The sequence below is a fragment of the Foliimonas ilicis genome, assembly GCF_039939195.1.
Taxonomy (GTDB): domain Bacteria; phylum Pseudomonadota; class Alphaproteobacteria; order Rhizobiales; family Rhizobiaceae; genus Foliimonas; species Foliimonas ilicis.
On the sequence record NZ_JBDUUH010000014.1, the window covers coordinates 17,069 to 36,396 of the forward strand.

Here is a 19,328-nt window from a genome sequence, read left to right on the forward strand (position 1 = left end):
CGGAATTTCCAGGAACACACGACCTGAGAGGATCGAGCCATGACCGTTGTGCTTGCCACCGTATGCCAAGATGGGGTCGTGCTCGGCTCGGACTCGCAGATCACAGATAAGGGGCGAGGCATGACCTACCCCGCCGAGAAGCTGCATCCCTTGGGAGAGTTGGCGGCATGGGGTGGCAGTGGCGCGCGGTCCGTGCTGTTCGATGTCGAACGGTGCTTTAACGAGAACAGTGCGGCCATTTTGGACGCACCTGATATTGGACGCGCGTTGCAAGAAAAGGTCCTGCCAATCCTGCGCCATCACTACGAGACGTTTATCTCTGACGTTCCGGGCGACGAAGGCGGCGGGACGCCAGCGGCATACGTGATGGCTGCAGGATGGCGAGGTGGCGAGCCTTGGATCGTAGAGATAACGCCTTCCGGCATGATCGGGAACTACGCCGATATCGGCTTTCATGCGATCGGTAGCGGCGCGGCCATGGCTCAGCAGGCTGGCTCACTTCTGTCCCACTTCCAGTTGTCCGAGCGGTCGCTGCGCTTTGGTTGCGCAGCCGTCCTGCGAGTCTTGCAAGCGCTCGACCTGACCTCTGCCAGCGTCGGCAAGCCATTCAGTCTGTGTCGTATCGACAAGGACGGTGCCCACCACCTCAGCGACAAAGAGATTGAGCAGGTGAGCAAGGACGTGCGCCGATGGGAGGAGGCCGAACAGGCCGCAATCGCCGGCATATTCGATTGATCAGCTTCCAAGCCTGCCACGCCATTTAGCCATGCATTAGGAGTGCAACGCATTTCCGTCGACGAGGGCCCGAAGAAACCCGCCAAGCTGATTGTTGTCGTCGCTTTCGATCCTGACGAAGAAGGCAACATGCAGGCCGCCTTCGACCCCATGCGAGACGTTCGGCCCATTGTTAGGAGTGTCCGAAAGCGGACATGAACTAACGAGTAGAATCGGCTATCGTCACGCAGCGTCAGCTCAAGTTGTCGCGGGATGTATGCCCAACCCGCTTCTACTGCGTTTCCGGCTTCTGCAGTCGCTTGAATGCATCTCGCCCCCGGCAACTTGCGGACCTTTTATCTGAGAACCTGCCCTGCAGGAACCACCCCGAACTGGTCGGTCTGCAGCCAGGCCGCGGCCATGATGTCGGTGAGCCCGTCGTGGCACACCGACATCAGAACGGTCGGCCATAATTGAGCGGGCGATGTGCGTTGGCTCGCGGTCAGAAGGTAGGCAGCATCCGCACGAGAAGCGGGCCGATGGCTTCCAGGTCAGCTTGTTTTGCTCCGTCGCTGGCCTGAAGCGACATCCCTTCGATTGCCGTATTGAGCGTCATTGCCAAGGCACCAACAGCGGTATCCGGCGGTAATTGACCGTCCTTGACCGCCTGTTCCAACCTCGCCTGAAACGCCACCCGGCCTTCGAGGCGCAGTGCCTTAAGCGCGTCGTGAACCTCGCCAGATTCAGGCGACACATTGGTCGCGCCCAAGGTCACGAGGCATCCACAAGGCGCATCCGGCAACGACAAAATACGCGCCGCGTCACCGAAGAAATCAACGATCCCCTGACGAATGTCCTTTGCTTGCTCGAGTCGAAGCCAAGCCGCGTCCCAATAGGTGGTTTCATAATAGTCCACCGCCTCCATGAACAGCTGCGCCTTGTTGCCAAAGGCGGCGTAAAGGCTGGGCGGATTGATCCCCATCGCCTTGCAGAGTTCCGAGATAGTCGCCGGTTCATAGCCGACCCGCCAGAACAGCGCCAAAGCACTGCGCAGAGCAGCTTCCCGGTCGAACATGCGGGGGCGACCTCTGACTTTGGATGGAACTTGGGTAGCTTCGACAGACATGAATGCAACCTGATGGGTGAATCGAAAAGGCTCTTGACTAACTGTAGCGCTCGCTACATATAGTTTCTCTGTAACGAACGCTACAATAATTCATATCACTTGAAACACCAAGAGCTTGGACGTTTAAAATGGCAAATCTGTTTGATACCTTCGCATTGCGGGGCATAACACTGCGCAACCGCCTCGCATTGTCCCCTATGTGCCAATACGAAGCCGCGGACGGATATGTCACCGACTATCACACGGTTCATTACGGAAAATTCGCTTTGGGCGGCTTTGGCCTCGTTATGGTCGAGGCCACGGCTGTTTCGCCCGAAGCACGAATTACCCATGGCGATGTGGGCATCTGGGAGGATGGTCACACCGAGGGACTGGCGCGAATTGCGCGCTTTGTGAAGGCTCAAGGCGCGGTTCCCGGCATCCAGATTGCTCATGCCGGTCCCAAAGCATCTATGCAGCGCCCTTATTTCGGCGACGGCCCGCTCAATGACGACGACGTGGCCCGTGGCGATCATCCCTGGGGCGTCGTTTCCGCCAGCGCAGATCCCGTTGCAGACGGCTGGCTGGTCCCATCGGCCCTCGACGAGGCAGGGATTACCAAAGTGCGCCAAGACTTCGCAGCTGCCACCCGCCGCGCGCTTGCCGCAGGTTTCGAGGTGATCGAGATGCACGCCGCTCACGGCTACCTGCTCAATTCCTTCCTGTCCCCGCTGACCAACAAACGCACGGATGCGTATGGCGGTAGTCTCGAAAACCGGATGCGCCTGCCACTGGAAATCGCTGCGGAAATGCGAGGCATCATCCCTCAAAACAAGCCCCTTTTCGTGCGCATCTCGGCCGTGGACGGCAGTAAAAGTGGAGTCACCATCGACGATAGTATCGCGCTTGCCCGCGAGTTGAAGAAGATCGGCGTCGATGTCATCGACTGCTCATCGGGCGGTATCGGGACGACCTACGACTACCCAAACGGCTACGGCTATCAGGTGCCCCATGCCGATCGCATCAAGGCCGAAACGGGACTTTCGACCATGGCTGTTGGCCTAATCGTCAACCCAGAGCAGGCTCAGGCCATCGTTCGGTCCGGGCAGGCCGACCTGGTGGCCCTCGGCCGCGAAGCTCTCGCCAATCCCAATTTCCCACACCACGCCGAGCAGTTGCTAGATGCCGCTAAATCAGACGCCCCTTACGCCAGTTGGGTGCCGCAGATCGGCTGGTGGCTCAATGCCCGTCAACGCAAGCTGGACCGCCTCGGTGCGTGGAAAGCCGACGCCACAACCGACGCCTGATCCAATAATTTTTCTTAGAAACCAAGGAGACTGAAATGAGCAAACCAACGTTTATCGACGACTACAACGCCATCACCGAGACCTTGAACAAGTACAATCAGGGCGTTGCCGAAGCGGACAGCGCTATCATGAAGCCAGCCTTTGCCAAGGAGGCGACGATGTTCAGCTCAAAAGATGGTTCGCTAGATGGTGGTGCGATCTCCGGTCTGTTCGAGGGCATCGACACGGCTTTCACGGCGACCCCGGAAAGCCGACATGTCATTGCCTACATCGATATCACCGGCACGGCTGCCAGTGCGCGCATCGATACCAACGACTCCTCCGATGGCCAGTGCTTTACGGACTACTTCCATCTTCTCAAAATCAATGGAACGTGGACCATCCTGAGTAAAATTTTTCACTCCCACCCCACTGCCTAACCCATCATTGCTGGACCGGATACGGGTACCTATTGCCCGCCTCCTAATCAACTGGAAGGAAAAAGCTATGGCCAAAGTTTTCATCGTCGGCGGTGCCGGCAAGATTGCGTTACGGCTGTCCAAAATCCTGGCTGAGCGCAGCCACACGCCATCGGCTTTGCACCGCAAGCCCGAACAGGCGGCAACGATCATAGCCCAAGGCGCGGTGCCGGTGCAGGGCGACCTGACAAAGCTGACTGTCGATGAACTTGCGGGCAAGATGGCCGGCAGTGACGTTGTCGTTTTCTCTGCCGGCGCTGGTGGCGCGGGCATGGAGGTGACGAACGCGATCGACGGAAAAGGCCTGGAACTCTCGGTCGATGCGGCACAAAAAGCCGGTGTGAAGCGCTTTCTACTCGTGTCGGTTTTCCCAGATGCACTCCGCGATGGTGAGCGCAACGAGGGCTTCGAAAACTACATGCGAGTCAAAAAGCAGTCGGACGTCTATCTCGCGTCCTCAGCGCTCGATTGGGTCATAGTGCGTCCGGGCACCTTGACCGAAGACGCCGGAACCGGCCACGTCCGCGCTTGTGCCGCCATTCCCTATGGCGAAATCCCAAGAGACGATGTCGCAGCATTTCTCGCCGAACTTATCGATCACCCCGCGGCCAAGAAGGTCATTTTGGAATTGACGACGGGCAACACGCCTGTCCCGGAATGGACGCTGAACGGTTAAAACATGTCCGCTTTTGCAAACCAAATCAGCAAAAGCGGACTGTCTAGTATCCACCCCAATTCAGCCGTCGGTATTTGCCCAACACGCTGCGACTAGGAAATCATTTCTTAAGGCAGTTTCGGGGCACAAGCCGACGTTGGCCGCTGGGTTGGTAGCGCCACCAATCGACTGATCACAACCCAGCAGCTCATTTCCGAAATCTGTCAAAAGCAGTGAGCCGAACCGTCAGCGGCTCAGCTTCGTCCCAACGGTAGATTTCGGTACGTAGGTATCGAAGTTCGTCGTCGTAGAGGTCTTCCTCAATTTCGACCCACCATGCCTTCGGCCGCCCATCGCTGCCGTCGGACCAGCGGTAGCCCCTAGCTTTGAGATGATCCTTCATATCGAAAGGTGAGTTCAGGGCAAAAATCTGCACCCGGCATCGGGAACTCGACTGCAACAATTCGGCAAAGGGCTGCCGACCGCCCTCTCCTATCGGCCGTGACAAAACTTCGAGCAGAGCGTGGCAATCGTCGGTAGCGCGATGTCCTTCATGGAAAAAGCCCGATTGACCAACAAGGTATCCGAGCTTGTTGCCCTCAAAGCCAAGATCTGCCCATCGTATTTCGGAGACTGAACAGGCCCAAGCTTTCGGAATAAATGACGGCGAAAGCTTTTCGCAAAACGGACGATCAAAGGCGGCGTTGTGAGCGATGACGAGATCGGCCGGTTCGATCAGGTCATCCAATGCTGCGATGTCAATGTCCTGACCTTCGACCATGACATCCGTGATACCCGTCAGTCGCGTAATCTCAGGTGGAATTGGTATCGAGGGTTGGCGCAGGGCGCTGTATACCGCGATTACGTCACCTATCTCACCCTCATCGTTGAACGAGAATGCGACAGCGCCGATTTCAATGACCTCATCCTTTGAATGTTGAAGGCCGGTGGTTTCAGTATCTACGAGTACGGCAAGCTTTGAGTAATTGCTTTCGCTGCGTGCTACGATCTGCCTGGGCGACAGCCTGCGCAGAACCCTGAAGTCTCCAGTGTCTTCGAGGCGGCGTGCAGCAACCTCCGCATCCCACGTCGAATAATCGGCAATGCTAGCCATTTTCCGCTTTTTGAGCGCAGGCCTTGGCACCTGTCGGTAGCCCGGCGCTTCATCAAAGAGATCGAATTGACCGATTGGCTCGTTCAATTGTCGTCCCCCTCGCCTTTACAATTTCTGCTCGGTTCCAGATGACCAAGCCCGTTACTGTGGAAAACGTGTCTACCAAGGTCGCTCGCTGCGCGTCAAATGGCATACCGCCATCTGTGGTCTCAATCCAACGTTGCACGCAAACCGCCTAGACAGCCCAATCACCGTTTGCTTTTATGTCAGCGGGTTAAGGGGAATATTCATGAAAACCAAGATAATCGCGGCCGCAGTCGTTTCGGGCTGCGCAAAAAATCCAGACGCAATCACCGCCATTTCAATGCCAGTGAACGCTTACTCTGGTCTCACCTGCAATCAACTTCAGGATGAGCACCGGAAGTCGAGCCAAGCGTTAACGGCGGTAGAAGCGCAGCAAAGAAGTGCTGTCACTGGCGATGCCGTAGGCGTTTTCTTGATTGGGGTCCCCATGAGTAGCCTCACAGGCGCAGACAAGGAAGGTCTTGTCGCACAACACAAGGGCGAGGTCATTGCTATCAACTCGGCATTGCGGAACGGAAAATGCGCCGCTCAATAGGTGATCAGGTTCATGACAGGTGGATGGTCACGGACAAGAAACATCGTTAAAATTCCGTAGAGGCTCAAAGGCTCATGTGGGTGACCAAAGCGTACAGGTTGGCGGTCAGTGACCTCTAAGGCAGCAGCTTAGACTATGCCCGACTGTCCGGCTTTGGCTCGGACCTAAGACAAGTTTCCGTTCGGCTAGCGACCCCATTGCGGTCGTTTACAGATCAACACCCATATCCCAAAAGCGGCGGTTCGCTCGTATCTGCCATTGTCGCGTTCATTCATCGTGAGGCAGGGTGAGAATGCGAGAGTTGTCAGTTAGGCCGAATTTCAGATCCAAGTTGATCCGTGCGTCCGGCACACTGCCCATTGTATCCACGCCACTGGATGCTAACATATACAATTGCTCAAGTTCAGTCTCATTAAGCGAGTCAAACCAGACTGGTGAGTAAAATATGTTCTCCACGTGCTTTACGGAGAGCTGAAGGCATGCACTTGACTGTTGCGTTTTAGGGAGCATGCAAATTTGATCAGCTATAACCTTGCCTGGAGCATCGGGTTTGTTCAGCCACGATATACAAATTTTGCTCCAGTCGCTCCCGGCAAAGCTTGATATGAATATTTGCTCCAGATTTTCGTCCGCGAAGCCCTTCTGAAGCTCATCTCCATAGAAGTCGGTGAATGGGGACCACGCTCCCGCCACCATAAATGGGAGCATACCTTCAAACTCGATGATTATCGATCGCAAGGCCTCACCTTGGCCTTCGACCAGAGCCGAAGTGAGCTTTTCATAAGTGTTCGCTAGGTCTTTTTTTGCCAAGTCGTTGCCCTGATCGATCATGTCTAGCAGCGCTTGTAACCGAACCTGTTCAATCAGCGTCCTTCCCTTGTCAGCATTCCTTAGGGTCTCCCTAAGATGGCTTCCCGCGTCCTTCCCGTAAAACTCTCGACTGAGAGTGCGGTACGCGACAGCGAGGCACTGGTCTGCTCTGCCATTGAAGGGCTCGTTCTCTATACACGAGAACAGAGTGCGATCATGCTTGGAACAAAAGCCATAGAAAACAGAAGCATCGGCAATGCCGATCTCAACGGAATCTAATTTGCCACCGTTCTTGATTAATCGGGAAGGATCGGCTGTATAGCACGTGACTTTGCCATTCCTTGCGATTTTTACCAAATTTGGCCCGCGTGACACAGTATGGGCCTTGATTATCCTGCCCTCACAGTCGCCCAGCCCTACATCCTTTGCAGCACATTTCTTCGCGTGAAACGCCTTTTTGTTAGCTGCAACTGCATCCCACGGATTACCTCTCTCTTGGAGCGAGCGATCAAGGTGGCACTTCTTGTACTTTTTTCCTGACCCGCACCAACACGTGTCGTTTCTTCCCAGCCCCTTCATTCCCTCACTCCGTCTCCATCTTTCTTTCGAAAGCTTGTTGCACCAAGCAGAGCGAATTCCAATGCGTTGTCCCGCCCACTACAATGGGCGTGTAACGGCTGCGGCCCTACGACTGGTCATTAGAGTCTGCTGCTCGAGATTGCCTCTCGAAACCCGCCATCCCCTCTCCACTCAACAGTTGCAGGTCCCATTTGAGCCCATTGCAGTTTGTACGTGACGGCGAACGATGCTGCCGAAACCCGACGTCGTATCTTGCTGCGTCGTTCCGATCTTGCGGACCGAAATGATGCCAACACGCACCCGTTGGTGACAGAGGCCCAGATTGCGCATCTGGCCCGCATACATTCGCAGTGCTGCTGCGCCCATGCATTGGTTTTTCGCGTGCCGGATGTTGTGCCTTGGTTCCATCGGCCGTCGATCCGGAGAGCATAACAAGTGTCGTAGACAACGGCTTTCATTCTGAATGGCTGATGCGCCCGCAGGCATTCAGAATGTTGATTGCAGACAACAATTAACCCTATCATCCATCCTCCTTCTCCCCAGCGCGCCTTATTACCCCTGCAAAGGACTCGACGCCGCATTGGAATGCAACGTTCGCGATGATTACGACCTTTTCGATGTCACCTAGCAGCTCATAGGTATTGTAAGAATGGTCTGCCTCTGCCGCCGCGGCCTCCCTAATCAACCCAAAATTAACCACGTGAAGGATTCGATCAAGAAAATTTCGGAATTAAACGGATAACCGGCAGAGATGCTTCATTCGAGATATGCAGCCGATTTTGGCTCATATCGAAGAGGAAACTTAATGACATTTATCGCATCGACCTGCCTGGTTAGCGAGACACCAAAACAACGGCCAAACGCACAGGCCCTAGATTTCCTGAGTTCTCACGACATCGTATTCACGTCTGCGACGCTTGTTGATATTCAACGCGGGATCAACCGCGCTGCTCAAACGAATCCCAGCAAGGCGGCAGACCTTCAAAAGTGGCTAACGTCGGAGCGAACTAAACGCTCGGTGTTATCGGAAAGGATGTGGGAAACTGCCAGAGTCCTTGCTGCTATCCTGGAATGCAGACCGTTGAAGAACGTTTGGCTTCCTGATCCTAAGGTCAGAAATCCATCGTTTGGGCACCATGTCGCGACCGCCGCAGCTGCGATAGCGTACGGACTACCCATCGCTGCTATAAGTGTAAAAGAGTTCGTGAAGATTGATGCGCATTTCATGATGCCAGGGGTCTACGATGTCTTGGCCAAGAGATGGGTAAGCAGGCAGGAGCCGACAGGCAAGTTTAATTACCTGTCGGCCGCCTGACAAAGCGCCGAAGCGCACGGTCGGAGGCACTGAACTGCCTATCGACCGCAAATCCAACGTATCCACAAACTTCTTAAAAAAGCGCCGGCGCATGTCGTCGGCGTTTTTGGAGAGCTTTCATTCCAGCCGTTTGGCTAAAGCAGCGTATCAAGCGACTTTATCAGCGCTACGCTGAATGATCTAAGAGGTTGATGTGCAAAACCCTCGGGATCGGGAAAAGCAACAGCTTTCGTTTGGTGTTTCACCACACTCCAAGTCCGCCGGAAACTGGCCGTTCAGTGATCGTGTACCCAAACGTTACGAGATGGATCTCGGCACGTCCCCGGATATGAACACATCATCGGAGTTAAGGCTTTTGATGCCGCGTACGTAAGCGCCTTTGGAAGCTGGGAAGCCGCCCTAACAGCTCGGAAAACGAAAGTGGACAAATCAAACGCAGCGTAATGCCCATATCAAGCCGCCTACGGACAAACCAGACCAGCGATAACAATGGAAAACTATTATTTTTCAATGCCAAATCTGGTGTTGGCGATCCCGACAGGATTCGAACCTGTGACCATCGGCTTAGAAGGCCGGTAGGTGCAAGCGATTTCACTTAACGATTTCATGACTTAAGCCGCATCCGCCTTTGCATTCCGGGAAATTTTCCGGGACTTTGCGACGGCCTCCATACCGGCGACTACTTCATCCGGCAGTACGTGAGCGTAACGATCCGTGACGGCAATCGAGCTATGATTGAGAAGGGTCTTTGCAATTTTCAGATTTCCGGTGGCCCGCACGATCTTAGAAGCAGCGTCATGACGGATGTCGTGGATGCGAACGCCGTGAAGACCTTCGACCTTTTTCAACCTCCCCCAATGCGATTGGATGCCCTCGTAAGTGAGCGGGTATCGCTGGCCCCTGATTTTGCCGGTGTGCTTGCACGTACGCTTCGCGACGTATGTGAACACGTAATCCGGGTGATGACCAATCAGCGGTTCCAGCACCTCGCGGATGGTCGGTGAGATATGCGTAACCACCCACTTGTTGCCCTTCCCTTTCGTCCTGATCTGGCCCGTGGTCCAGTTGACGGAAGTCCATCGAAGGATTGTCTCGCTGAGCCGAAGGCCGCTAACGTGAGCGAACTCAAACCATGGCAGGTAATCAGGTCGCACAGTGGCGTAGAGCGCATCCGTCTGAGCATCGCTGAACTCGGAAACGCGCTCTAATTCTTCGGCCTGTATGTGGCCGCGCCAGTCCGGTTCGTTCGGGAGTGCGATCTTCCACGTCCGACGTGAGCGGAAAAACAGGCGTTTGAGAACGGCCACCTCCCGATTGATGGTCGCGCCTGAGACTTTGCCTACTGGTGAGCCGTCCTTGAACTCTTTTCGGCCCCAACGGGTCTGTTTGCGCCGGGTGGCGATATACGCAGCGACATGGCTGTCGGTGATGTCGCTCATGAGCGTTTGGCCACCGATGGCCTTTATGAGCCGGTGCAATGCGCGGTAGCTGTCACCCTCGGACGACTTACCCGGCATGACTTCGGTCATGTAGCGCCCCGACGCAATGCTGAGCGTCATCGGCGCGTTGCCGGTGCGCTTTTTCACTTCAATCTCGGCGCTGGCCTTGTGTCGCCACTGCCGCTCTACAGCTTCTGCTTCTTTTTTGTTGCGGGTTTTTGAAGAGCCTCGAAAGGGATGACCGTCGATATGGAACTCAATTTGATAGAAGGGACTTTTGGGGTGCTTGAAGACTGACACGGTGCGACCTCCCGGACTTTCTGATTTTCGATGAAGCTGGCGATGTTCTTGTCGGTGAAGCGGCGCGTCGAGCGCTTCTTGCCGCTGCCGACGATGATGGATCGGATGCGACCGAAGCGGACATGTTCGCGGAGTGTCTTCACCGATATGCCAAGTATCTTTGCAGCTTGTTCGGGTGTGTGGAGGGGTTCGGTCATCGCGCAACATCCCCATATAAATCCACGTCGCCCGTGAACTTGAACTGTAGGGAGCCATCCGGCAGGTCGATGTAACCCCCTTTGCCTTGGCGTTGAGCTTGGAACGCCAGCCAGACCTCGAAAGTCTGTTCGGGATTGGCTTCCAAGAGCCCCTGCAATTCGCTGTACTCGTCCGCGCTGATTGCCAGTTTGGCGGCCCGTGTATGGCCGCATACGGTGGCAAAGTAGCTACGGCCATCCTTTTCCAACTCTATGCCGAACGGCTCAAAAAGTTGATCAATCCCCATCACGCTGCCTCCTTCGCGTCTTCGGCCTGTTTGGCCAACGCTAGAATATGCAGAAGCTGCCCGGTCATGTTTCGGTGTTCAGCTTTCGCCTTGGCATTCAGCCAGTCTTTTAGCTCTACGGGAATGCGGATGCTGACGGGGTTAGGCTTACCCATATTTGGCTCCATTCGAATGTGTTACAAAAAACTACAATGGTAGTTGTAACCAAAAAGGTAGCCGTGCGCAATACCCTGTGTTACACGTTTTGACATGGACACAAACGCGACGAAATCCCGCCCTGATCCGATCAGTATGCGGTTGCCGGAAGAACTGAAGGATAGCCTCGCAGATGCTGCTAGGGCGGCAGGTCGGTCGCTGAATGCTGAAATCAGGATGCGGCTGGAATGGAGCTTGGAAGGAGGTTTCGACGGTCAGGCATCTGACAAGATGCTGGCAAATGAGATTGAAAACCTACGCGCCGAACTAAGAGGCAGTGTGAGCAATCTAACTGAGACGATAAAAGAACTTCAGAAGCGGCTAAAGATTATCGAAGATGATCAAGTGCTCAACCGGGGATAGTGATTGTCGGGGAAAATGGTCGAACCGAGCTTGAAGTGGCAAGGTAACCTCTAGACAGTCCAAATCAAGCTAAAGAAATATTTTAGGGGGACTGGATGGCGGGGTTCGAACGCTACGAGAAAGACATTGCACGCCTACATAAACAAGGTGCTAGGCTTGTCCTTTCGATGCAGAGACAGCACCACCCTAGCATGGTGACGAAAGTTGACATGGATGAAGAGGATTTGAAAAATCTTCCTGATTTCGACGCCAGCTATCAACAATGGTATTCAGAAGCGCTAGCTTTAGTTGTTCAGCTCATCCCTGATAGAGCAGAAGATTTTCGAGCGTATTACATTCACAAAGGCGCACGCAAAGACATACTATACTCCAACTATACAATCAGCGATGCGCTTAGGGGGACTACTGTAAAACATTACGGAACCGTCGTCGCAAGTCCAGCTTCTGCGCTTCAACCGATGTACCAACAAGTCAACATCGTCGCTGGTCTCCGAGATCGCTTCAAATCATCGCTTTACGATATAAAAACGTTAGTTCATGCGGACCTTTTGGACGATGAATTAGATGCGTCAGATGAGTTGAATAAGAAAGGCTTTCAGCGCGGAGCCGGCGCAATCGCGGGTGTCGTATTAGAGGGCCATTTGAGCGGAGTGTGCGAAAGACATACCGTTCCATTGCGCAAGAAAGACCCTGCGATTTCCGACTTGAACGACGCTCTGAAGACCGCGAACGTTATCGAAACAGCGACATGGCGATTTATTCAGCACCTCGGCGATCTCAGAAATAAATGCGATCACAAAAAGCAGGCTGAGCCAACCAAGGAAGAAGTTACCGAATTGATCGAGGGAGTGCGCAAGATTACCAAGACGGTTCTCTGAGGCACAGTCTACGCTTGGGACGGCCGGGCATTCTATAATAGACGAATGTCCAGTAATCACGCTCTAAACGCCCGTCTAGCGATGGTTCCCTGCGGACGCATTTCGTTTTGCATCATCTCGGCAATCTCGGTCTGGACCATGCTGCGCATCGCGCTGGCGGTTGCCTCGGCATGTTCGCGGTCTAGGCGGGTATCGCCGGATGATTGCTGAGTGATGTTGATCGTCGGGGAATACGTGGTGTTTCGGGTGGTCGCCCCCGCAATGTAGCTGCCACTCCCGACTGATCCGCCATTCGCAAAAGCCGGTACACCCCCGCTGTTGATGGCTTCCAGCAATGCACCATGCTTCCGGGTCGCTGCGGCGTTCACAACATATTCCCCATCTGAAAGCATAGCTGGAATGCGATCCGCTTTTGGTCCACCGGGACCACTGACACGGCCACCGGATGCGAGTTTCAAACCGCCGAATAGCGATCCGAACAATCCGCCGCCGCCAGTGGTGCCAAACACGCCTGCGAGCGGACCCTGACCAAGCAAAGCCGCCTGCAATGTCACCTGAATGAGGCTGTTCAAAAGCTGTTGCAGCGCCTGTTCCAGCGTCGTGGTGCCGGTGGCGAGGCCGGTCAGGGCGTTGGCAAACGACTGTCCGAAATATTCCTGGGCTTGCAACATTCCATTCGTTGTCTCAGCGGCTGCGATGGTCTCCCGCGACAGTTGCTGCGTGAGCGTCACCTTCTCGCGCATCTGGTTAAGCTCAGCCTCGGTGAGCGTGATGCCGTTGCGCTTGGCTTCCTGCTGATACTGGAAAAGCTGCAATTCGATCTGCTGGCGCTGGGCGCTCATGCCGGAAATCGATTGCTCGAATTGTGCCAGTTCTAGGCTCTCTTGGATGGTCTGATTGAGGCTTTTGCGGGCTGCGTCATGCTGCTTTGCAAGGTCTATCTGTTGCTGTTGGCCTTCGGTCGGTGCGAGCTTCTGGGCTGCGACCGGCGTCCCGCCATATGCCTGCTGGATCGTGCCTTCATCGACACGGCGAAGACCTTCCCACTCGTTGCGCAGCCCAGCGACATTGTTTCCCCGACGACGCAGGAGAAACCGGGCGATTTCGTCCTGCGTATCTTCATCAAAGAGGCGATCCCCGGTCAGCCCCATCTTCTTCATGGCGTCCCGCAAGGTGGTGCTGACGATCTGGTATCTGCCGACTGCCGATGAATTGAAGCTGTTGTCGGGGTGTGCCAGCATACGCTTTTGCATTGCCAGCACTTCATTTAAGGTCATGCCGGTGAGGTTCACCGCGCCGCCCGTATAGGCTCCATATCCCAGCGTTTCATTGTAGCCCCGGCCTTTGTCGGTGCCCTCGGCAGCGCCGATCAGGTCCAGCATATTGTTGTGGTTGCCGAATTGGGCGATGGACTTGGCACGGTTCGCGATGTCCACCGCGCCCATGAGTTCCGACATCGTGCTTGCGTTGCCCGCGACCTTACGGAACGCGGCGTCGATGGCGTCGAGTTTGCCAAGCTCGTCCAGCTCGGCCTTCAACTCAGGCACGAGGTTTTTCAGTTCGACCAGAGATTTCTTGAAGTTCAGGGCAGCGGTTGCCGTATTGTTGAACGCCGCACCGGCTTCCTGCGTGGTTGCGGGGAGTTCGGAGACAGCATCTTCAAGCGCTTTGACCTGTTCTTCCGCTGCCTGAAGGTGTCCCTGCAATATGCGCAGTTCCAAATTCTTCGTGGCAAAGTCCGGGCCGTCTGCAAGGCTCTTTATCTGGGCCTGTATGGCGTCCCTGTTCTTGCGGGCAGCGGCAAGCTGGGCCGCATCGGATTTAAGATAGGCAAGCGCATCTTCCTGCGACTGGTATCCCGGAAGCCATTCGCCACGCAGCGCGCCGATGATCTTGCTGGCATAGCCTACGCCCTCGATAGCGGCTTTCTTGCTGTACACCTGCACATTGCGCCAAAGGGTCTCGAACTCTGCGTCGATCTTCTTAGCCGCTGCGATCTGCTCGTCTGTGAAGGTCGCTGCCTCTCCGCGAAGCTTCTGGATTTCCGAGACGGATAGGCCCAGCACCTTCGCCAACTGTTCGGCCCCGGTGCCGCCGAATATCTCGTCCAGCGCACGCGTCTGGCTGGCCCGGTCAAGCCTCTGTAGCTTGCCGATGATCTCGTCCAGAAATCGGCTGGGGTCTTGCAGTTTCTTTCCGACTTCCTCTGCCGTATAGCCCAGCCGCTCGAACCATTCCGCACCGCCACCCTTGCCGGTCTGAGCGAACTCGTTTCCTCGGATATTGAGTTCCTTCAGGGCATCGGTCACGCCGTCGATGGTCGCCCCGGTTGCCGCCGCAACGTATGTCCAGCGCTGCCAGACCTGTGCGGAGACGCCAGCCTTTCGGGCTTCCCGGTCCACTTCGGCAATGCTTTTGGAAATCTCCTTCACCGCCATGGTCGCGCCCACGACGCCAGCGAACACGACGCCACCGCGCATGAACGGCGCAAACATGCTGTTCATGTTGCCCGCCAGCTTCGAGGCTGAACCGCCAAGGGCGCTTTCCATCCGGTCGCCGGACTGCTTTGCACGCCGCTCTATATTGGCGAAATTGTCGTTGGCGGTTTTGTTAGCCTTCTGGAAATTGCGCTCGAAATCCCGGATGCGGGCTTCCAAAGCGATGACGAGACGTTCTTGATCGGTTGCCATGATCGAGCTTCTTTCTACCAAACGAGGTCTTGGGCGGTGACGGTAGGATCATCGAAGATGGATTTGCTGGAACCTTCTCCGGTTGCTGCCCGCCCCACGGCCATCGCAGCGGCAACAGCGCCATCGATCCGGTCGCGGGATTTGCCTTTGTGGAATGCCTTGTTCCCGGCCTTGTCGATTTCGACGGCGATGTTATCGACGTTCCAGCGCAATACGGGGTGCCCGCCATGCTGGAACCGGCCCGCGACGATGGCGCGTTCAAGCTCTTTGATGGCTGGTGCCATCGTCACCCAGCCTTGCCGCATCTCGATTGCGGGATAGCCGTCTTCGCGGAGATTGCTCATCATGACGCGGGCAAGATGCGGATCGAACGCGATTTCCCGCACCTCGAAACGCTCGCAAAGATCGCGGATCGTGTCTTCGACCGTGCGGAAATCGACCACGTTGCCGGGGGTCGGTTCGATGTAGCCTTCTTCGGCCCAAAGCGGGTACGGCACGCCGTCGCGTTCCGCCTTTCGGGTCAGGTTATCGGCAGGGCAGAAAAACCACGGGTGGACAATGTATCCGTCTTCACCGTCACGCCATGCCGCCACGATGACGGTCAGGTCTGAGTTTGACGAGAGGTCCACTGCCAGCCAGCACGGTTCATGTTCGAGGTCGGACAGGTCGAAGGGTTCGGCTCCCTTGTCATAATCCGACATGTCAACAAACGGGTCCGACGAATGGTCGAGCCATATATTGAGGTGCAATTGCCTGAAAGCTTCGCGGTCGGCAGGGCGTTGCGCCGCCTCACGCGCAAGCTGGCGAAGTCCTTGAAGGTCAGGATAGCCATATGCGAGGCCGGGGTTCGCGGCGTGCCAGACCGTTTCATCTTGCCAATCGGCGTCCCGGTTTGTCTCGAACAGGATTGGTAGCGTAGCCGGATCGTTTATCTCGCCGCGCGCCACCTTACGGGCATAGTCGATCACGTCGAAGGCAATGTTTTCCTGTCCGCGTCCCGCTGTCGTGATGACGACAGACAGAGAGTTCGGAACCTTCACAAGACCGGTGCGGATTACGTCCCATAGATCACGCTTCTTCCATGCGTGGAGTTCATCTATCAGGGCAAAGACAGGCGTACGCCCGTGCTGCGTCCCGGCGTCGTTCGATAGGGCTTCAAGGAATGAGCCGTTCGGGAAGCTGATCCGGTTCTTGTATTCCTGAAGCTTGATATGGCCGGTCGCATCGAAGCGGCGGGACGCCTGACCCTTCCGCCACATATGGCCACCGGCCCCGATGATGCTTTCGGTCTCACGAAATCCGATCTTGGCTTGTTTCTGATCCGACGCAGCGAACAATGCTTCGCCACCGGGAACGGCTTCCGGTCCCATGGTGTGCAGAAGCGACAGGGCAGCGCCTAGCGAGGTTTTCCTGTTGCCGCGTGGGAGCAACATCACCACGTTGCGGATGATCCGGTTCCCGTCGTCGTCTGTTGGACCGTATATCTGCCGGACGATGCGTTCCTGCCAAGGATCAAGCTGGAATGCACGATCTGGATTGCGGGACTTTGGGTGCTTCAAACTGCGCAGGAAATCGACCGCCCGCTGACCGTGGCCAAGCGGGTCGGAAATTTCCGGGAAGGGATTAGCGACCTTTTTGGGCTTAAACTTTAGCTTGATTGGCATGGCTCAGGCTCCTTGCGCCACGCATCGAAGGTCCAGCCCCTCCCGTCGTCCAAGCTCCTTCACTTCCTTGATGTCATGCTGGCGTCCGCCATAAATCACACGATCAGCGGTCGTCAGGCCGTCGATATTACGGATGCGAAACACGACGGCAGTTTCCGTCGACACGCCAAACGAGCGCATAAATTCCTCGGTGCTGGCCTGTATGATCTGGGCGCGGACGGTGGCGACGGTCGTCCAGTCCTCAATCACGGTGCCGTAGTCGTCCACGGTCGAGGTGAAGCGATCAATGGTGATTGTCTTGTCGAGCTTTCCAGCGCGCATCATGCCACCTCAATCAATCGGCATTCGAGGGACAGGATCGCATGAGAGTGCAGCCCGCCCGGATCACGCAGGAAACGGGTCGAGGCAATGCGAAGGTCAGCGACATGGTATCCTGCCATCGTCAAAGGCCCGTCATTCAAGGCATTGCGGATCGCACCGACGACCTGCTTCGCCCCGACCGTGCCGGGTTCTCTGCGCCATATATGGAGGTCGGCCAATACCTCATGACGGTTGCGGGCAACGCCATCGTCGGGGATCGTCTGTCCTTCACCTATGACGATGGAGTGATCCAAGGCAGGCGTGGCGTTCCGGTCCACGATTGCGGTGGCGGGGATGATGGCTGTCACCGCCGACGATACGACGAGACGGGCGCGAAGTGCGGCTTGGAGTGCCAGAGACGGTTCCATGTCACGCCCTCCATGTCTCTTTGACGGCCTTGGAGATGGCGCGTTTTGTGCGGTTGCTGGTACGCTTCTTCAGCAACCGATAGGACGGCAGGAAGAACGGTTGCGGCAACGCGGTGGCCGTGCCGAACTCCACCCAACGGGCGTAGAATGCTGCATCGGAACCGGCATAGATCGTGATGCGCAGCACCGCGCCTTTGGTCGCTGCGAGGACTATCGTGCCTTCAGGAGCATCGCCCCACGTCCAGCCGATGCTGTCCCGCAACTCTCCCTGATCGACAGGGCATAGCCGCTTGGCGAGGGCCACGATCTCTTGTGCCGACTTCTCCATCGACAGTTCGACGGCGCGTTTCGCCGCGATGGGGATGGCGTTCAGACGCTTCTGCAACCGGGCAAGCTGGGGCGATTGAGCCATGTCAGAAGCTCCATGCCCGGTGCTGGTCGATGATCTCCCGGAACCCCAGCGGCAATTCGTCGGCGGAAATCCCGACTAGGGACGCTTCCCGGTTCTCATAGAAGTGTCCGACAAGCTGGCGGATGGCTTCTTTCAGGTCGGCAGGGACAGGCGTCATATCTGCCAGCTTCGTTTCCAGCCACCTATCGACATAGGCTTCCGCCGCCTCGATCTTAGTTATGATCAGGGCATCGTCAGCGTCAGTGGTGATGTTCAGATGCGTTTTTGCATCGTCCAGAGTGATGACGCTCATGCCGGTGTCCCTTCGGATTGCAAATCACGCGCGATGCACCCCGCGCCGGTCCCCGTAAGTTGGGGAAAATTGTGACGTACCCCCCAGTGTTCCTTGTCGGCTGCGTTTCCGCGCAGATAGACTTGTTGGTTAATTTTGGGGAAATTGTTCAGATGGACTACACTGAGATTGAAGGTCTCCTTGGTCTTGCTTCGACGGCTTTGGGTGCAACAGGAAAAGCAGTCTCCACGGTTGAGGCTGTCAAGAAGTTGTTTGCATCTGAAAAGAAGCCGGATAGCAGCGAGGCTCATTCTTTGCTCAATACACTCGCAGCCGAATTGACGGCGGCGAACATTACGAACATGCAACTCAGCAACGGTATCAAAGAGTTGAGCGGTGCGCTTAGACGACAAGATGATTTCGAGAGCGAGAAAGCCCGATACGAACTTTTTCAGACCAGCCAGCAAGATATGGTGTTCAAGCTGAAAGAGGATCATGCTAATGGACAGCCGGTCCATTTCATCTGCCCAGTATGCCTCAATGCGGACAGGCAGATTAGCTTTATTAGCGGGAGAGGTGACTACAAGAGATGTCAGAAGAACTCGAACCACACGTTCCAGTTCAGCTACACGCCGCCAGTTGGCCCAAAGATAGTGGGTATATATTAGAGGGCGCATCATATCGAATGCTCGCGGCAAGGATGACCTAGCGGTCCTAAGCCTTTCAGCATGCGGCGGATGATTTCCTCGTTTCTCTCACGCCTTACGTTGGAAACTATGCGTTGAACGATGCGCATGTTGCGCTTGCGACGGTTCCGCTGAACCATGTCCATCACGGGTTCGGTCAGGGCGCGTTCCAAAGTCCAGCCAAACTGGCCGATGCGTTCCCGCAAGGTAGCCGAATTGATACCCGTCTCCTTCGCCCACTGGCTTATGGTCCGGGTTTTGCCGTCGAAGGTGAAGGTCCTCGACTTTGCAGTCGGTATGGCGATTGCTTCTTCCAAGGTCATGCCCTGCTTTACAATGCGGCCACGCAACGCTTTTGGAGATACGCCGGTACGTCTGCCAATCTCCGCGAGGGTCCTTTGCTGGCCTTGAAAGGAATACGTGGGGTATCTCATGATCTGCGCTCCTGCGATTGCAGCGGTCCATCGTGGCAAGGCTGGCAAGCAGGAACCCACTTGCTGCGATCCCAGAAGATGGCCTTGTTTCCACGATGCGGGGTGGAG

The 19,328-nt window shown here is 55.8% G+C and carries 23 protein-coding genes; 9 read left to right on the plus strand and 14 right to left on the minus strand.

Translation table 11 applies throughout. The annotated features are described in order from the left end of the window. Positions 1–39: 39 nt before the first annotated feature. The gene (locus tag ABFT80_RS23850; RefSeq protein WP_347974446.1) at positions 40–735 is read left to right on the plus strand and encodes an Ntn hydrolase family protein; all 696 of its coding nucleotides are present in this window, start codon (positions 40–42) and stop codon (positions 733–735) included. 481 nt (positions 736–1,216) lie between these two features. Here the strand turns inward: ABFT80_RS23850 and ABFT80_RS23855 are convergent, their stop codons facing one another. Further along, the gene (locus tag ABFT80_RS23855) at positions 1,217–1,789 is read right to left on the minus strand and encodes a TetR/AcrR family transcriptional regulator (RefSeq protein ID WP_347974447.1); all 573 of its coding nucleotides are present in this window, start codon (positions 1,787–1,789) and stop codon (positions 1,217–1,219) included. Positions 1,790–1,968: 179 nt separating this feature from the next. Between ABFT80_RS23855 and ABFT80_RS23860 the strand changes: the two genes are divergently transcribed. From ABFT80_RS23860 to ABFT80_RS23870, 3 genes are all read left to right on the plus strand, one after another. Then, positions 1,969–3,126, plus strand: coding sequence for an NADH:flavin oxidoreductase/NADH oxidase (locus ABFT80_RS23860; protein ID WP_347974448.1), 1,158 nt, complete (start codon positions 1,969–1,971; stop codon positions 3,124–3,126). Between the two features lie 35 nt (positions 3,127–3,161). Continuing rightward, complete coding sequence (locus tag ABFT80_RS23865; RefSeq protein WP_347974449.1) at positions 3,162–3,545, plus strand: nuclear transport factor 2 family protein; 384 nt, start codon at positions 3,162–3,164, stop codon at positions 3,543–3,545. Positions 3,546–3,612: 67 nt separating this feature from the next. Further along, positions 3,613–4,260, plus strand: coding sequence for an SDR family oxidoreductase (locus ABFT80_RS23870; RefSeq protein ID WP_347974450.1), 648 nt, complete (start codon positions 3,613–3,615; stop codon positions 4,258–4,260). Between the two features lie 187 nt (positions 4,261–4,447). Here ABFT80_RS23870 and ABFT80_RS23875 read toward each other — a convergent pair whose 3' ends face one another. Then, the gene (locus ABFT80_RS23875) at positions 4,448–5,353 is read right to left on the minus strand and encodes a 3'-5' exonuclease (protein WP_347974588.1); all 906 of its coding nucleotides are present in this window, start codon (positions 5,351–5,353) and stop codon (positions 4,448–4,450) included. A gap of 289 nt (positions 5,354–5,642) precedes the next feature. Between ABFT80_RS23875 and ABFT80_RS23880 the strand changes: the two genes are divergently transcribed. Beyond that, positions 5,643–5,972, plus strand: a complete 330-nt coding sequence (locus ABFT80_RS23880; protein WP_347974451.1) for a hypothetical protein — start codon at positions 5,643–5,645, stop codon at positions 5,970–5,972. A gap of 267 nt (positions 5,973–6,239) precedes the next feature. On the opposite strand, the gene ABFT80_RS23885 is transcribed toward ABFT80_RS23880, so the two are convergent. Beyond that, positions 6,240–7,361 carry an SEC-C domain-containing protein gene (locus tag ABFT80_RS23885; RefSeq protein ID WP_347974452.1) on the minus strand — a complete coding sequence of 374 codons (1,122 nt, stop codon included), beginning with the start codon at positions 7,359–7,361 and terminating at the stop codon, positions 6,240–6,242. A gap of 805 nt (positions 7,362–8,166) precedes the next feature. Here ABFT80_RS23885 and ABFT80_RS23890 point away from each other — a divergent pair. Further along, positions 8,167–8,676, plus strand: a complete 510-nt coding sequence (locus tag ABFT80_RS23890; protein ID WP_347974453.1) for a PIN domain-containing protein — start codon at positions 8,167–8,169, stop codon at positions 8,674–8,676. Between the two features lie 611 nt (positions 8,677–9,287). Here the strand turns inward: ABFT80_RS23890 and ABFT80_RS23895 are convergent. The 4 genes from ABFT80_RS23895 to ABFT80_RS23905 are packed head-to-tail and all read right to left on the minus strand — an operon-like array spanning position 9,288 to position 11,054. Continuing rightward, entirely contained in the window at positions 9,288–10,415 is a 1,128-nt protein-coding gene (locus ABFT80_RS23895) for a tyrosine-type recombinase/integrase (RefSeq protein WP_347974454.1), read from the minus strand. After that, positions 10,301–10,612 carry a helix-turn-helix domain-containing protein gene (locus tag ABFT80_RS28165; protein ID WP_455189999.1) on the minus strand — a complete coding sequence of 104 codons (312 nt, stop codon included), beginning with the start codon at positions 10,610–10,612 and terminating at the stop codon, positions 10,301–10,303. Before ABFT80_RS28165 ends, ABFT80_RS23895 begins: the two co-directional genes overlap by 115 nt. Continuing rightward, positions 10,609–10,899, minus strand: a complete 291-nt coding sequence (locus tag ABFT80_RS23900; RefSeq protein ID WP_347974455.1) for a hypothetical protein — start codon at positions 10,897–10,899, stop codon at positions 10,609–10,611. The genes ABFT80_RS28165 and ABFT80_RS23900 overlap by 4 nt, the downstream gene beginning before the upstream one ends. Next, entirely contained in the window at positions 10,899–11,054 is a 156-nt protein-coding gene (locus ABFT80_RS23905; RefSeq protein ID WP_347974456.1) for a hypothetical protein, read from the minus strand. The genes ABFT80_RS23900 and ABFT80_RS23905 overlap by 1 nt, the downstream gene beginning before the upstream one ends. Positions 11,055–11,148: 94 nt before the next feature. Here ABFT80_RS23905 and ABFT80_RS23910 point away from each other — a divergent pair, with 94 nt between their 5' ends. Both ABFT80_RS23910 and ABFT80_RS23915 read left to right on the plus strand, forming a co-directional pair. Further along, positions 11,149–11,457 carry an Arc family DNA-binding protein gene (locus ABFT80_RS23910; RefSeq protein WP_347974457.1) on the plus strand — a complete coding sequence of 103 codons (309 nt, stop codon included), beginning with the start codon at positions 11,149–11,151 and terminating at the stop codon, positions 11,455–11,457. 95 nt (positions 11,458–11,552) lie between these two features. Then, positions 11,553–12,335, plus strand: a complete 783-nt coding sequence (locus ABFT80_RS23915) for a hypothetical protein (protein WP_347974458.1) — start codon at positions 11,553–11,555, stop codon at positions 12,333–12,335. 56 nt (positions 12,336–12,391) lie between these two features. Here ABFT80_RS23915 and ABFT80_RS23920 read toward each other — a convergent pair whose 3' ends face one another. Genes ABFT80_RS23920 through ABFT80_RS23945 form a run of 6 tightly spaced genes read right to left on the minus strand, consistent with a single transcriptional unit; the run spans position 12,392 to position 18,121 of the window. Further along, positions 12,392–15,025, minus strand: a complete 2,634-nt coding sequence (locus ABFT80_RS23920; RefSeq protein ID WP_347974459.1) for a lysozyme family protein — start codon at positions 15,023–15,025, stop codon at positions 12,392–12,394. A 14-nt stretch (positions 15,026–15,039) separates the two neighbouring features. Further along, the gene (locus ABFT80_RS23925) at positions 15,040–16,689 is read right to left on the minus strand and encodes a terminase large subunit (RefSeq protein ID WP_347974460.1); all 1,650 of its coding nucleotides are present in this window, start codon (positions 16,687–16,689) and stop codon (positions 15,040–15,042) included. 3 nt (positions 16,690–16,692) lie between these two features. Beyond that, positions 16,693–17,013 (minus strand): phage head closure protein, encoded by a 321-nt coding sequence (locus ABFT80_RS23930; protein ID WP_347974461.1) that lies wholly within the window; start codon positions 17,011–17,013, stop codon positions 16,693–16,695. After that, a complete protein-coding gene (locus ABFT80_RS23935) occupies positions 17,010–17,417 on the minus strand; it encodes a DUF3168 domain-containing protein (protein ID WP_347974462.1) in 408 nt (135 codons plus the stop codon). The genes ABFT80_RS23930 and ABFT80_RS23935 overlap by 4 nt, the downstream gene beginning before the upstream one ends. Position 17,418: 1 nt before the next feature. Then, positions 17,419–17,829 carry an HK97-gp10 family putative phage morphogenesis protein gene (locus ABFT80_RS23940; RefSeq protein WP_347974463.1) on the minus strand — a complete coding sequence of 137 codons (411 nt, stop codon included), beginning with the start codon at positions 17,827–17,829 and terminating at the stop codon, positions 17,419–17,421. Position 17,830: 1 nt separating this feature from the next. Next, the gene (locus ABFT80_RS23945; protein WP_347974464.1) at positions 17,831–18,121 is read right to left on the minus strand and encodes a head-tail connector protein; all 291 of its coding nucleotides are present in this window, start codon (positions 18,119–18,121) and stop codon (positions 17,831–17,833) included. A gap of 152 nt (positions 18,122–18,273) precedes the next feature. Here ABFT80_RS23945 and ABFT80_RS23950 point away from each other — a divergent pair, with 152 nt between their 5' ends. Next, positions 18,274–18,768 carry a hypothetical protein gene (locus ABFT80_RS23950; RefSeq protein ID WP_347974465.1) on the plus strand — a complete coding sequence of 165 codons (495 nt, stop codon included), beginning with the start codon at positions 18,274–18,276 and terminating at the stop codon, positions 18,766–18,768. An 8-nt stretch (positions 18,769–18,776) separates the two neighbouring features. On the opposite strand, the gene ABFT80_RS23955 is transcribed toward ABFT80_RS23950, so the two are convergent. Continuing rightward, on the minus strand, positions 18,777–19,220 hold the full coding sequence (locus ABFT80_RS23955; protein ID WP_347974466.1) for a hypothetical protein: 444 nt from the start codon (positions 19,218–19,220) through the stop codon (positions 18,777–18,779). Positions 19,221–19,328 lie beyond the last annotated feature (108 nt).

What these genes read in the sequence shown, in the direction of transcription:
- ABFT80_RS23850 (WP_347974446.1), top strand. Translation starts at nt 40, where the DNA reads ATGACCGTTGTGCTTGCCACCGTATGCCAAGATGGGGTCGTGCTCGGC.
- ABFT80_RS23855 (WP_347974447.1), bottom strand. Translation starts at nt 1,789, where the DNA reads ATGTTCGACCGGGAAGCTGCTCTGCGCAGTGCTTTGGCGCTGTTCTGG.
- ABFT80_RS23860 (WP_347974448.1), top strand. Translation starts at nt 1,969, where the DNA reads ATGGCAAATCTGTTTGATACCTTCGCATTGCGGGGCATAACACTGCGC.
- ABFT80_RS23865 (WP_347974449.1), top strand. Translation starts at nt 3,162, where the DNA reads ATGAGCAAACCAACGTTTATCGACGACTACAACGCCATCACCGAGACC.
- ABFT80_RS23870 (WP_347974450.1), top strand. Translation starts at nt 3,613, where the DNA reads ATGGCCAAAGTTTTCATCGTCGGCGGTGCCGGCAAGATTGCGTTACGG.
- ABFT80_RS23875 (WP_347974588.1), bottom strand. Translation starts at nt 5,353, where the DNA reads ATGGCTAGCATTGCCGATTATTCGACGTGGGATGCGGAGGTTGCTGCA.
- ABFT80_RS23880 (WP_347974451.1), top strand. Translation starts at nt 5,643, where the DNA reads ATGAAAACCAAGATAATCGCGGCCGCAGTCGTTTCGGGCTGCGCAAAA.
- ABFT80_RS23885 (WP_347974452.1), bottom strand. Translation starts at nt 7,361, where the DNA reads ATGAAGGGGCTGGGAAGAAACGACACGTGTTGGTGCGGGTCAGGAAAA.
- ABFT80_RS23890 (WP_347974453.1), top strand. Translation starts at nt 8,167, where the DNA reads ATGACATTTATCGCATCGACCTGCCTGGTTAGCGAGACACCAAAACAA.
- ABFT80_RS28165 (WP_455189999.1), bottom strand. Translation starts at nt 10,612, where the DNA reads ATGACCGAACCCCTCCACACACCCGAACAAGCTGCAAAGATACTTGGC.
- ABFT80_RS23900 (WP_347974455.1), bottom strand. Translation starts at nt 10,899, where the DNA reads ATGGGGATTGATCAACTTTTTGAGCCGTTCGGCATAGAGTTGGAAAAG.
- ABFT80_RS23905 (WP_347974456.1), bottom strand. Translation starts at nt 11,054, where the DNA reads ATGGGTAAGCCTAACCCCGTCAGCATCCGCATTCCCGTAGAGCTAAAA.
- ABFT80_RS23910 (WP_347974457.1), top strand. Translation starts at nt 11,149, where the DNA reads ATGGACACAAACGCGACGAAATCCCGCCCTGATCCGATCAGTATGCGG.
- ABFT80_RS23915 (WP_347974458.1), top strand. Translation starts at nt 11,553, where the DNA reads ATGGCGGGGTTCGAACGCTACGAGAAAGACATTGCACGCCTACATAAA.
- ABFT80_RS23920 (WP_347974459.1), bottom strand. Translation starts at nt 15,025, where the DNA reads ATGGCAACCGATCAAGAACGTCTCGTCATCGCTTTGGAAGCCCGCATC.
- ABFT80_RS23925 (WP_347974460.1), bottom strand. Translation starts at nt 16,689, where the DNA reads ATGCCAATCAAGCTAAAGTTTAAGCCCAAAAAGGTCGCTAATCCCTTC.
- ABFT80_RS23930 (WP_347974461.1), bottom strand. Translation starts at nt 17,013, where the DNA reads ATGATGCGCGCTGGAAAGCTCGACAAGACAATCACCATTGATCGCTTC.
- ABFT80_RS23935 (WP_347974462.1), bottom strand. Translation starts at nt 17,417, where the DNA reads ATGGAACCGTCTCTGGCACTCCAAGCCGCACTTCGCGCCCGTCTCGTC.
- ABFT80_RS23940 (WP_347974463.1), bottom strand. Translation starts at nt 17,829, where the DNA reads ATGGCTCAATCGCCCCAGCTTGCCCGGTTGCAGAAGCGTCTGAACGCC.
- ABFT80_RS23945 (WP_347974464.1), bottom strand. Translation starts at nt 18,121, where the DNA reads ATGAGCGTCATCACTCTGGACGATGCAAAAACGCATCTGAACATCACC.
- ABFT80_RS23950 (WP_347974465.1), top strand. Translation starts at nt 18,274, where the DNA reads ATGGACTACACTGAGATTGAAGGTCTCCTTGGTCTTGCTTCGACGGCT.
- ABFT80_RS23955 (WP_347974466.1), bottom strand. Translation starts at nt 19,220, where the DNA reads ATGAGATACCCCACGTATTCCTTTCAAGGCCAGCAAAGGACCCTCGCG.